17 protein-coding genes are annotated in these 11,256 nt (G+C 60.6%); 6 read left to right on the top strand and 11 right to left on the bottom strand.

Translation table 11 applies throughout. The annotated features are described in order from the left end of the window. The first annotated feature begins 14 nt into the window (after window positions 1-14). Window positions 15-635: a C39 family peptidase gene (locus LPJGGPFB_RS13600; protein ID WP_173420386.1), complete on the top strand. Its 621-nt coding sequence runs from the start codon at window positions 15-17 to the stop codon at window positions 633-635. Window positions 636-837: 202 nt separating this feature from the next. Further along, entirely contained in the window at window positions 838-1,242 is a 405-nt protein-coding gene (locus LPJGGPFB_RS13605; protein ID WP_173420387.1) for a heme-copper oxidase family protein, read from the top strand. A gap of 49 nt (window positions 1,243-1,291) precedes the next feature. Here the strand turns inward: LPJGGPFB_RS13605 and LPJGGPFB_RS13610 are convergent, their stop codons facing one another. Next, the gene (locus LPJGGPFB_RS13610; RefSeq protein ID WP_173420388.1) at window positions 1,292-1,444 is read right to left on the bottom strand and encodes an entericidin; all 153 of its coding nucleotides are present in this window, start codon (window positions 1,442-1,444) and stop codon (window positions 1,292-1,294) included. Window positions 1,445-1,680: 236 nt separating this feature from the next. Here LPJGGPFB_RS13610 and LPJGGPFB_RS13615 point away from each other — a divergent pair, with 236 nt between their 5' ends. Further along, entirely contained in the window at window positions 1,681-2,169 is a 489-nt protein-coding gene (locus LPJGGPFB_RS13615; protein ID WP_173420389.1) for a hypothetical protein, read from the top strand. Between the two features lie 217 nt (window positions 2,170-2,386). Here the strand turns inward: LPJGGPFB_RS13615 and LPJGGPFB_RS13620 are convergent, their stop codons facing one another. Continuing rightward, complete coding sequence (locus LPJGGPFB_RS13620; RefSeq protein WP_173420390.1) at window positions 2,387-2,788, bottom strand: hypothetical protein; 402 nt, start codon at window positions 2,786-2,788, stop codon at window positions 2,387-2,389. A 138-nt stretch (window positions 2,789-2,926) separates the two neighbouring features. Further along, entirely contained in the window at window positions 2,927-3,100 is a 174-nt protein-coding gene (locus tag LPJGGPFB_RS13625) for a DUF1328 domain-containing protein (protein WP_173420391.1), read from the bottom strand. Window positions 3,101-3,338: 238 nt separating this feature from the next. Between LPJGGPFB_RS13625 and LPJGGPFB_RS13630 the strand changes: the two genes are divergently transcribed. Beyond that, on the top strand, window positions 3,339-4,001 hold the full coding sequence (locus LPJGGPFB_RS13630; protein WP_173420392.1) for a hypothetical protein: 663 nt from the start codon (window positions 3,339-3,341) through the stop codon (window positions 3,999-4,001). 157 nt (window positions 4,002-4,158) lie between these two features. Further along, window positions 4,159-4,389, top strand: coding sequence for a hypothetical protein (locus LPJGGPFB_RS13635; RefSeq protein WP_173420393.1), 231 nt, complete (start codon window positions 4,159-4,161; stop codon window positions 4,387-4,389). 210 nt (window positions 4,390-4,599) lie between these two features. On the opposite strand, the gene LPJGGPFB_RS13640 is transcribed toward LPJGGPFB_RS13635, so the two are convergent. The 3 genes from LPJGGPFB_RS13640 to LPJGGPFB_RS13650 all read right to left on the bottom strand — a co-directional run bounded on the left by LPJGGPFB_RS13640 (window position 4,600) and on the right by LPJGGPFB_RS13650 (window position 6,933). After that, window positions 4,600-5,841: a DUF6596 domain-containing protein gene (locus tag LPJGGPFB_RS13640; RefSeq protein ID WP_173420394.1), complete on the bottom strand. Its 1,242-nt coding sequence runs from the start codon at window positions 5,839-5,841 to the stop codon at window positions 4,600-4,602. Window positions 5,842-5,883: 42 nt separating this feature from the next. Next, the gene (locus LPJGGPFB_RS13645; protein ID WP_234902806.1) at window positions 5,884-6,360 is read right to left on the bottom strand and encodes a YciI family protein; all 477 of its coding nucleotides are present in this window, start codon (window positions 6,358-6,360) and stop codon (window positions 5,884-5,886) included. A 180-nt stretch (window positions 6,361-6,540) separates the two neighbouring features. Then, the gene (locus LPJGGPFB_RS13650) at window positions 6,541-6,933 is read right to left on the bottom strand and encodes an MAPEG family protein (protein WP_173420395.1); all 393 of its coding nucleotides are present in this window, start codon (window positions 6,931-6,933) and stop codon (window positions 6,541-6,543) included. Window positions 6,934-6,996: 63 nt separating this feature from the next. Between LPJGGPFB_RS13650 and LPJGGPFB_RS13655 the strand changes: the two genes are divergently transcribed. Next, on the top strand, window positions 6,997-7,215 hold the full coding sequence (locus LPJGGPFB_RS13655) for a hypothetical protein (RefSeq protein WP_173420396.1): 219 nt from the start codon (window positions 6,997-6,999) through the stop codon (window positions 7,213-7,215). A 519-nt stretch (window positions 7,216-7,734) separates the two neighbouring features. On the opposite strand, the gene LPJGGPFB_RS13660 is transcribed toward LPJGGPFB_RS13655, so the two are convergent. The 5 genes from LPJGGPFB_RS13660 to LPJGGPFB_RS13680 form a co-directional block, all read right to left on the bottom strand. After that, window positions 7,735-8,214: a BA14K family protein gene (locus LPJGGPFB_RS13660; RefSeq protein WP_427858029.1), complete on the bottom strand. Its 480-nt coding sequence runs from the start codon at window positions 8,212-8,214 to the stop codon at window positions 7,735-7,737. 495 nt (window positions 8,215-8,709) lie between these two features. Next, entirely contained in the window at window positions 8,710-9,030 is a 321-nt protein-coding gene (locus LPJGGPFB_RS13665; protein ID WP_173420398.1) for a hypothetical protein, read from the bottom strand. Between the two features lie 406 nt (window positions 9,031-9,436). Then, the gene (locus LPJGGPFB_RS13670) at window positions 9,437-10,117 is read right to left on the bottom strand and encodes a LuxR C-terminal-related transcriptional regulator (RefSeq protein ID WP_173420399.1); all 681 of its coding nucleotides are present in this window, start codon (window positions 10,115-10,117) and stop codon (window positions 9,437-9,439) included. Between the two features lie 160 nt (window positions 10,118-10,277). Beyond that, complete coding sequence (locus LPJGGPFB_RS13675; protein ID WP_210264389.1) at window positions 10,278-10,892, bottom strand: type II TA system antitoxin MqsA family protein; 615 nt, start codon at window positions 10,890-10,892, stop codon at window positions 10,278-10,280. Window positions 10,893-11,059: 167 nt separating this feature from the next. After that, a partial coding sequence (locus tag LPJGGPFB_RS13680) for a beta-barrel domain-containing protein (protein ID WP_486599033.1) occupies window positions 11,060-11,256 on the bottom strand: 197 nt, incomplete at its 5' end.

Consider the following 11,256-nt stretch of genomic DNA (forward strand, 5'->3'; position numbering starts at 1 on the left):
ACAGAGAAAGCGGCATGGAAATTGTAGATTGCACGGTCCCCTATTTCAGCCAGTGGGAAAGCCCTGAGATGACACTGGCGGTTCTGTCGGAGGGCGCCGCGGCGCTTCACCGCGATCCGCTCTGGCGCAATTCGGGAGCCGAGACGGTTGAGGAATATGCGCGCTGGGCCGTGAATGTCTGCGGCATGGCCTGCCTGAAGATGATCCTGGCCGCGCGCGGCGAGTTGCATCCGATCCTGTCGCTGGCGCGCGGCTGCACCGACCATGGCGGCTATGTCATCAACCCGGCCGATGCCTCGATCAAGGGGCTGATCTATGCACCCTTCGTGACCTATGTCGGCGAACGCTTCGGGCTTGGCGCCCAGACGCTGACGAACATGCCGACGACGGACATTCCCGACGTGCTGTCCGAACGCCGCTTCTTCATCGCCTCGGTCAGCAGCGCTATACGATGGCCCGAGCGCGAACCGCCTTCGAAAGGCGGTCATCTCGTCCTGGTGACGGCCGCCTCACGGCAGAGTGTGCGTTTTCACAATCCCTCCGGCCATGACCGTGCCAATCAGGCCGACGTCGTCATGCCGCTTTCCACCTTCGACCGGTTCTTTGCCAATCGCGGGATCGCCGTCAGCTTCTGATGTCGCGATGCGCGCCCAGAGCATGTCGCACAAAAGTGTGCCGCGGCTTTGCGTTAACGACATGCGCAAAAACAAGAACTTAAAGCGCGCCTAGCGAATCTGAAAGATCGCGACGCGCTTTAAGTACCCAATAAAGGCAGGCAGCAATCATCTGCAAAAATGCTAATAATCAAGCGGGGCAGGAATAGAGGGGAGTTATTCGATGCCACGCCTAGCACAATTGTATTTCAAGACCGCGATCATCTTTCTGATCATCGGCATAGCCATGGGCCTTCACATGGCCATCGGCCAGGATCACAGCGCGATCGGCGCCCACGCGCACGCAAACCTTTTGGGATGGGTGACGATGGCGATCTTCGGTGGCTATCACGCGCTGAACCCGGCAAAGGCGCAAAAGCGCCTGGCGATGATCCAGTACTGCGTCTACACCGGCGGCGTCGCCCTGCTGGTGCCGTCGCTTTACCTGATGCTCACCGGCAGTCCACAGCTGGAACCGCTGGTCGCCATCGCGTCGATCATCGTCTTCATCGGCGTCTTGCTGTTTGCCGCCATCATTTTCGGCAGCAGCGAAACGGTTTCCCGCCCGACGGCCGTGCCGTCGCGCTAACCGCGGACGCGAGCAATCGCACCATCGGCCTGGCAAGGCCGGGCGTTCTCTATCGAGCGCCCGCCTTCAGGACGCGATGCGTCGCATTGTCGACCGCAAGGCCAGTCTCGGTGCTGTCCTTCTGGAACCCGCGCATGGTGTTTCCGCAGGCCGAAAGCGAAAGCAGTGCCAGACACACAAACGCGATCGTGGCCTTGGACATCCTCATCTCCATCCTGGCTTCGTCGTCCTGTTGAGATGACGCGCCCGCGGGCAAATTCAACGCATCGGGCAACAAAAACAGGAACAAAGCCTGTCGCGCAGATGTGCTCATCCGTTTTCGGGTCTTGCGGCTTCCCCGAGATCGCCACGTGCTTCTGGCCGCGTGATGCCGAGAACGTCCACTCGACACCTTCCGAAACTTGGCGCAATCTGAAGGTCGGTTTTCGAGAGGATTTCATGATCAGGTTTACGCGAAAGAGTGGAATCCCTTTGGATCTCGAGGCGAGCCAGGTGCTGCGCATCCGCAAGACGGATCCGCGCCTCGATGACGATCTCGGCAACACGCTGATCAATGCCGGCCAGACCTTTTTTGTTCAGGAAGAGTCGACGGCCGTCGCCGCCGCCGTCAAGGCCGAGCTGCCGTCGCTCTATCGTTTCACCCACCGCCTCGGCGCACCGGTCTGGATCAATGCGCATGCGGCCAAGGGGCCGATGCCGCTCGCACCCAACCACCACGTCCCCGGCCTCAGCTCGGCACTCGATATCGGCGGCAAGCGCCAATATGTCCGCGAAAGCCCGGAAGAAGTCAGAAGCGCGATCGCGGCCGCCGGCGGCGACGTCCAGCCGATCCCCGAAGAGGGTCTCTGGGTGCAGGGACGCGAGACGCTGCGGGAAATTCTCGGAAGCCTGGAGGCCTGGGACGAAGAACTGTCGACGCTGGAATAGCAGCACCCGGCATCTTCCGCAGCGCGCCCTGCCGCGCCGCCCTATTTATTTCATCAAGCGTACCGGAATCGCCGAATCGGACCTTCCCCAGCCCAAGGGCGGCATAGTATTTACCGTACCGCGCAGTACGTTCCTTTATGGACTGCGCTTCCCCGCACCTGAGCCATTTTGGGTGCTTGCTTGCCCCGCCATCGCGCGGGGCTTTTTCTTCTCTGGTTCAATCGACCTTGAAGACGTCATCGCCAACGAAGACGATCACATATTGCCCCGCCACATCAGGCTCGCGCGCCCACTGAGAAAGCTGCTGCGAATAGGGCTCCCGTTTCCAGATATCGGGAAAGTCCGGATCGACGAGCACCGTGATCTGCGGCCCCTGTCGATAGATCATCATGTGCGAGCGCGCCGGATCCCATTCGGGTCCGAGCCGCTCGTCCGTCATCCAAAGACAGAGAAAATCGCGGCATAGCTGCGGCCTGAAATCATAGATCCGACAGCCCTGACCCTCGATGCAATTCTCGCACCATGCGTTGGCCGGCTTTGCCAGCTCATCGATATCCGGCAGCCGGCAACAGAGCGTGCAGGCGCCGCAGGCGCGATCGGCAAGTGAGATCTCGTTCATGCGCGCGTCCGTACCATCTCGCTTGCGGACGCGACAGGAAATTCGATCTGTCCGCCCGCGCGCCATCAGCCCGCCGGTGGACGCGGCGGCAAGGCGCACGTAGCTGGCCGCACCGCCATCCTTGCCGTGCCGCAGGCGTCAGACGATGGCGCTTCCGGCCATGAACGCCAGCACAAGGAAGATCAGGAAGACGATCAGGGCGATGTAAAAGAGGATCTTGGCGATACCGGCCGTTGCCGCCGAGACGCCGGAAAAGCCGAGAAAGCCGGCGATCAATGAAACCACGAAGAAGATGAGAGCCCATTTCAGCATCGCGATACCCCTGTTTGAGTTGTCGCTACGGAAAGTCGAATCCCGACAAAAAGTTCCCGCCCGCATGGCAGCGCCGGCAATGCGCCCACCCTCGCACGGCGGTCGGGACACCGCTCCTGTCATTGCGTCACACCGCAGGCTTAGTCAGCAATCCGGCCCGATACTCCGATAAGGCTAGTGTCCCGGCACGGCCCTGCATTGTAGGATGCGCCCGTTGGTTGCGACCCTGGGGGCGGCAATGTTTCTGCAACGAACCGAAATTCGCGAGCAGACGATCGAGATCAGGGAGTTTGTTGGCGAAGGCAGGGTCGAAATCGACGAGCGTATCCTTTTCGACGACGAGGATTCGCATATCGTTGTCCTCCTGGAGATCCTGACCGGCGACGTCACCTTCACGCTGCGCGGGCCGGATGTCGAAAACCTCGCCAAGGGCTCCGGTGATCGCGTGCGGCTCTACGTCATGCCTCCCGCCCGGCGGGCCTATGACGCCTTTCTGGAGGTTCGCGCCAGAGCCGGCAGCCGGTTTCGCGCTGTTATCGCCCGCATTGGCAGCGCCTTTGCCGCCGCTGCCAGCGATCTGCCCTGCTGCGCCTGCAAGCGCGTCTGCAAGCTCTTGGTTTCCACAGTACTCGCCGCCGTCGGTGTTCCCGACCCGCAAGACCTCGCCCCCGGTGGCCTCCTGCAGATCACCGCCGAGCAGTCATATGAACTCGACGAGGGGCTCGGTCATGCCGGCATCCACGGCCCGCTGGCCGAGGGGCCGATCGGAACGTTCCTCGCCCTGTTTGCCGACAACATCAGGAGCGTTGTCTGGTCCTCATTGCAGGCCGCGCAGCAAGTCTTCCAGCCCCCGGACAGGATCTACACATTCGCCTGCAGACGCCTCGGTTGCTGCCCCTGACATCGCGTTCCCCTGACATCGCGCTCCAAGGCCACACTTGAGCCGCCCGCCGCCAGCGTCGTTCCTCCCATGCAACCAGATTGCCCGTCCGGCAACGCGAAGGCCGCTTCCAATTCCCTGCAAAGCTGATCACCATCCGGCACCGGAGGCCGGATATATGATTCGACATGCACGCCTGCTCCTCATTGCGCCCCTCGCCTTCGTCGCCTCGTGCGTTACCGGCATCTCCGAGGACATGCTCGATGCCGGCTGGTGCCGCAGGATGGAGGCGGCAAAGGCCGATACCGACGACAAGGGCCGACGCAACCTGAGCCTTGCAATGATCAAGCACGATTGCGAGCGCAAGCTGCGCGACGCGGAGAAGAAGGCTGCGCATCGCGCACCATGAATTCAGGTTGGGGCCCGCAGCACGATGACAGGAAAAAACCTCGCCTACCGTTCCCGGTCGACGAGGCGTTGCATTTCCATCCGCGGAAGGACCCGATCCGGATGGTCGATCAGGAAGCATGCGGGCCTTCGTACTTGCAAGTGAAACGCCGGCCCGGCGCTTTGGTTCCAGCCACACTGCCCGCACGATGGCCCGGCGCCGTATCGCCCTCTATGTCTGCTCGCCGAGGCGCGCCGCCCGCTGCCGCAGGAAGGCGGCATCGGCTGGCGACCCGGCAAGAGCGATCGCCGTGGCATAGGCCTTGGCGGCGTCTTCGGCCTGCCCCATCCGCACCAGCAGTTCCGCCCGCGCCGCATGGTATGGCTGGTAGGCACTAAGCTCGCCCGCAAGCGCGTCGAGCGAGCGTAGCGCCGGCTCCAGCCATCCCGCTTCGCAAAGCGCCACCGCCCGGTTGAGGCGGATGACGGCCGTCGGCTCCAGCCTCAGCAGGCTGTCATAGAGGAGCACGATCTGCGGCCAATCGGAGCTTTCACCCTGAATGTGGCAGGCCGCAATGGCCGCCTTGATCTGGTATGGTCCCGGCGCCCTGCGCCGCATCGCGGTTTCGATCAGTCCGAGACCTTCGTCGATCTGCGCCCGGTTCCATTTCGCCCGGTCCTGCTCGGCGAGCGCCACGGTCGTCCCGTCCGCGTCCACGCGCGCCAGGCAACGCGCATGGGTGATCAGCACGAGGGCGAGGCACCCCTCGATCTCGGGATCACCAGGGCGCAGCCGGTTCAGCAACCGGCACAGGAACAGCGCCTCCTCGGCCAGATCCCGGCCCTGCCCGGGGCCTGCGGCATAGCCGGCGGTAAAGATCAGATAGATGACGGCCAGCACCGATTGCAATCTTTCGGCCCATTCCTCCTGACCCGGCACGGCGTAAGGTATGCGCGCGCCCGCGATCTTCGCCTTGGCGCGCGAAAGCCGCTGTCCCATCGTCGGCTCCGCGTCGAGGAAGACGCGTGCGATCTCCGTGGTCGACAGGCCGCCGATGGTTCGAAGCGTCAGCGCCACCTGCGATTTTGCTTCAAGCGCCGGGTGGCAGCAGGTGAAGATCAGCCGCAGTCGTTCGTCGGGGATATCGTCGGGCTCGTCGGCAGCCTCGCCCCGTGCCAGCGGCTGCATATCCATCATCTTGCGCGCTTCCGACTTGTTTTGTCGGATGCGGTCGATCGCCTTGCGATAGGCAGCCTGCAGCAGCCACCCATGCTGTGCGTGCGGCACGCCGTTGCGGCTCCAGTGGGAAACGGCCGACACCATGGCGTCCTGCAGCGCATCCTCGGCGAGCTGGAAGCTGCCGAGGCGCGCGATCAGAGCTGAAAGCAGCCGCCCCCGATCGTTGCGAACCAGGCTATCAAGAGCCCTGGTCGCGGCAACGGCACCGGAGGCGGCGGAGTGCTTGTCACTCACACCCCGTAAGTGCTTGTCACTCCCCACTGGGATTGTAGGTCATCAGCGGCCAACCTCGACTGTGCCCCAAGCGACCGACGGCACCATGGCGGCATAGCGCAGCGCGCTGTCGAGATCGGCAACCTCGATTACGTAGTAGCCGCCCAGATGTTCCCGCGTCTCGGCAAAGGGGCCGTCCATCATTTCCACCTTGCCGCCGCGCGTGCGCACCGACGTCGCCGTCTCGACGCCCTGCAGCCCCTCGCCCGAAACCAGCACCTGATCTGCCTTCTTCCGCTCGTTGAGCGCGAAGAAACCGCTCATCATGGTGTCGAATTCCGGCGTGCCGTAGGGCGGTTCCATCTTGGGGTCGTTATAGATCAAGAGCATGTATTGCATCTTCGCGTCTCCTCCCGTTGCGGTTATGGCGGTTTGGGCCTGCAGCGGCAACGTCGCTGCGATGGTGAAGATGAGCGTGGTCAACAAAAGAGCGCTACGCCGGTGAAGGCGAACGGACGCGTCCCGAAAAGTCAGGGTCATGAGAGGCTCCATACTGTTGGCGAGAGCATTTCCAGAAGAAAGGCGAAGTGGCTTGCCGTCAGGAAATGCGAGGGGTCTAGAGCATGTCGCGCAAAAATGTGCCGCGGTTTTGCGATAACGACATGCGCAAAAACAAGAACTTAAAGCGCGCCAAGCGGATCTGAAAGATCACGACGCGCTTTAGAACCCGGTGAGAATCCGGATCAGCGCGATCGCAAGAACCGCAACGGCGAGCATGTTGGTGCCGTTGCCAAGGTAGCGCAGCGGATGCCCGGCATTGTCGATCGGCAGGCCGAAAGGATGGGCAAGCCGCCCCACCAGCAGAAGGATGCCGGCGGCATGCAGCCACGGCGCGCCGGTGCCCTGGGCCTCCGCCAGCAACATCAGGACAAGCGTGAGCGGCACCCATTCGATAAAGTTGCCGTGCTGGCGGATCCTCTGCAGCAGCTTGGGATCGCCGCCATCGCCGATCGAGCAGCTGAGAGCCGTCCGGGCGGAACTCACCCTGATCCAGAGAACGAACCAGATTGCGATGAGCAGAAGTGCATAGAGAGAAGTCGTCGTCAGCGTCATGGGGTTATCACCGGTTTGAGTTGCTTAACGGCCCAAGAACGGAAGCCGCCCCCGGATTTCGACATGGCGCCGAAATATTTTCTGAAAAAACTTGAAAGAAAGTCTCGCAAGACGCTGCCGGTCAGGAACGACACCCTTATCGAACGCTTGCCAATTGCCCGGCTGGCACGCTCCGGACGTGTTCATGCCGGGACGTTTTCATGCCCAAACATTTTCATGCCCAAACATTGTCATGCACTGCATCGCTTCTATCGATCGGGAAGCGCACCGCCACATGATTAGGTTGCAAATGCCTCTTGGAAGTAACGACTTACAGTATAAATATCTATATCAATCAAACAATTAATGGATTTATACACACGGAATACGGGTTATCGGGATGATTTTCCGGCCACACCGATAACGTGCAAGGCCTGAGGCGGGAGCGATCATGCGCGATGTCGTGCCAAACAGGTCTAAAGCATTTCCAGGAAAAGTGCGGAGCGGTTTTCCGTCAGGAAATGCGTAAAAACAGAGACATAGAGCGTTTCTGTGTTTCCGTCTAAATCGGAAACACTCTAGGTCGGCAGCCCAAGCCTGCTGCGGGTTCAGCCCTGCCCTGCGCGCCGCAGGTAAGCCGTCAGCTCCATGCACGTTCCTGCACCGGGCGAATTGCCAGTCCGGGATGAAGCGCGTGCCCGATCGCTTCGCTCTTCCAGCCGGCCCCTCCCATAAGCCGTGCTCCGCATAAAAAAGGCCCCACCAACCGGAAGCGGTTGATGGGGCCAGACAGACCGCTTGATGGTGCACGGTCAAGAAGCGTCAGTAGTAGGGCGACATGCACTGCGCCCGGACGCCCGCCCTTGGAACATAGCTGTTGTCGTAGGGCCGGTAGCTGCGGTAGCGCGACAGGCACCAGTCGACATGGGCTGAGCTGTATTCGCTCGACTGCGGACGATACTGCGGTTCACGATACTGGGGTTCACGGTACTGAGGCTGCTGGCTGCCGATCGCCCCGCCGATGATGGCGCCGGCGCCGAAGGCTGCCAGCGGATACCACCAGCCGTCATCGCCGCGACGATAGCCCGGACGACGATCCTCGTAGCCGCGATAACCATTGTGCCAGCCGCGCCGCCTGTCGTTCTGGTCCCAGCGGCGGTCGTCGCGGCGGTACTGCACTGTCTGGACGTCCGCCTGGCTTAAGACCTGGTCCTTGCTGATGACGAGCGACGCAGCCTGTGCAGGCACAAGGCCGGCGACCGCCGTTGCGGCGGCGATGAATGTGACCATGATCTTCTTCATTGATATTCCTCCTGAAACCATCGTTTCGCATTACAGCGCCGCGCGCCAAATATGGCGCGCTAAGGACGCGGTAACACTATAAATTTGCTGCATAATTTCTCCTTGAATCGATTCTGATTTAAGGAATTGTGCAGTAAGCATGAAGACGAAACGCCACCGGCTGCCATTGGTTCCTGAAGGATCGTCTTTGCAGCAAGCCGCAGCCGCAGCGACGGCTCCGCGGATCTCCGCCGTTACGACAGCATGCCATGCGCTGCCATCGGCGCGCCGGCCTCCGGCCGCTCTTTCGCCAGACGGCGACGAGGGTTCGGTCTCAAAGAATGATGCGCAAGGCCGCGGAAGGTTTTTGCTGAAGGTTTTTGGGGCGCCCGCGCCCCGCATGAGAGACGCGCGGAGGAGCCCGTCATGCCATGCCGGCTTGACGCGCGACGTTCGCCCGTCAGCCAGCTGTTCCTGGCTTGTGGCGGAGAATTCCGCAGCTTCGGTGCCGTCGGCTTACTTGATGGTTACGCCCAATGTGGGAGAGCCTTCGCTCGACCAGCACGAACAGGGCTCGCCGGCCGGGCCCGCGCCATAGCTGCATTGCTTTTTCGGGGTCTTGCACTGCCTTGGGCTACGCGCATCAGCCAGCGCCTTTTCCTCGGCCGCGGCCGCAGCCTTGCCCTTCCTGCCGGTGGCTGGCTTCGACTTTGCCTTCTCGGTCAGCTGCGCTTTTTCTATTCCAGCCCGGCCATCCCCGGTCGGGCCGGTTTCGCTGCAAGACGAAACAAGCAAAAGGGCAGCAACGGCAAAGGCGATTCCGGTGACGATCTTCATGGGAGTATCCGGTAATCCCACGGCCGCGAACTTTCAAGATGGGTGACGCTTAGATTTGCACCCCGAATAGCACGCACCCACACGCTTTGATTGAAATTGTAGCGTGTTTGTCACGGCAACCGCGATTGCGTTGCCCCTATGGACCGTCCGTTCCCTATCGACACCGGGCAACAAGGACCGCCTGAAGCTCCGTTTACTGGCGGCATGCACAGCAATCCGATCGCTGTGCATGATTGCCCCCTCTACCTGATTGCGCCGCGCGCATCCCCGTCCTATCCCGAGTTCAATCGATCCGCCGCAACCATAGCCCACCGGAGCCGGTCACGACGACTGAGTGGCATAGACATCGCCACCCGCCGCATCTCACGCGAGAAACGGCGACCGAACGCGTTGGGCCAAGCACAGTTCAATTGAGCCGCCGGGACACCCCGGGGTTGGCGCCGCCATTGGCAAACACGTTCAGCCTCTGCGCCGCAAGCACAACCTCGACACGATTCCGCGCGCCAAGCTTCTGCATCAGGGCGGTCATGTAATGTTTCACGGTCTTGACGCTGATGTCGAGACAGGCGGCGATCTCACGGTTCGTGCTACCGCGCAGCAGATAGGTAAGGATCTGCTCCTCACGCGAACTCAGGTGCTCTTGCTCAGCGGGATGACGACAGAGGTCTGGGTTCTTCATCGCCATCATGACCTTGGTGGCCAAGCCGGCAGTGATGAATGTGCCGCCATCATGCACGACACGGATCGCCTCGTGCAGTTCGTCGGCGCTGCTTCTCTTGAGCACGTAGCCAGCAACGCCATGGTTCAGCACCTGGATCGCCGTTTCAACGTTCGAATTTTCGGTAAAGACGATAATCCGTGTAGCTTGAAAGTTCCGCCCAATCCGTTCGATGGCGGCCATGGCGTCGCCACGTATGCTCAGATCGAGCACCAGGACATGCGGCAAGATCTCTTCAACAATTTTCAAAGCATCGACCGCGTTTTCGCCCTTGGCGACGATTTCGAGGTCATTTTTTCCAGAATATAAGCTCACCAATGCCTCAAGGAGGATCGGATCGTCGTCAACAAACGCTACTGACACAGACATGATTGCTGCGCTCCTTCCGCGTCAATCACGATAATTGATAAGCAATACATTTAAAAGCAAATGCTTATTCACAGGTCAATTCGTATGGCAACAAGACGTGTTCTGCGCCTGTTGGCTGCTTGTTTCCCTGCGAAGAATTCAATTCCATATGACGTCGCCATCATGGAGCCAAGACGATGTAAGTGGCTGTGAATTCAGCCACTTGCCTCATCCGCCCAACCAATATCGCCGAACAGACCTCTACAAGCAATTCCGGATGACCATTCAGAATGCAGAACAGCTTGACGAGAGATAGTGGCGGCTTTGCTTCGCCGATTTCATACCGCGAGAATGAATTGATTCCGCCGCCGAACAGCCCTTCCGCCTCCTTCTGACCGAGGTGTCGTTTCTTTCGACCAGTTGTGATGAACCGCGGATCAACTTTCTCGCTGTCCACTTTTTTCCTGAATTCGAGCATCGTCTTGATGATTCGCCCCGCGTCCGCGCCATCTGGAACAACTTCACTGCATGCATCGCAAAAGCCGCCTGTCACCGCTTCGATAAGCACGCTCTCTTCTCTGTAGACGTAGGGAACATCGCGGGTATCTCTGACGAGTGTGCCTCTTGCGCAGTATGGGCATGTCATCTTAATGCCTCCCAAGCGATCTAGAGCATTTCCAAGAAGAGTACGAAGCGGCTTTCTGTCCGAAAATGCGTAAAAACAAAGAGATAGAGCGTTTCTGCGATGCCGGATAATTTGGAAACGCTCTATGTCTGCGGCGAGGATCGCCGACATTGGTCATCTCGTCAATTTGGCCACCTGCGTTAACGAACGCCCGGCTCGTGGGCCGGCCCGGATACGCGCCATGGCCCAAAAGCGATAGCGTGGCCAAACCATGCAGCCGCCGAAGCGATTTTGGGCATATCTGCTCGCGTACGTATACCCCGGTCGACATCGCCCCCTCACTCCTCGCGGAAGGCTCTGAGCATCTGGTCGGTGAAGGGTTTTGTGAGGTACGAGATCGCGGTTCTCTCGTCGGTCTGGACGAAGACTTCGACGGGCATTCCGGGCATGAGCTTGCGGCCACCGAGCTTGGCGAGGGGCTCGGTGATCTCGACGGTTGCGAGATAGAAGGGTTGTCCGGTGTTGCGGTCGAGCG

The organism is Ensifer adhaerens (assembly GCF_013283195.1).
In the GTDB taxonomy this organism is placed as follows: domain Bacteria; phylum Pseudomonadota; class Alphaproteobacteria; order Rhizobiales; family Rhizobiaceae; genus Ensifer; species Ensifer adhaerens_G.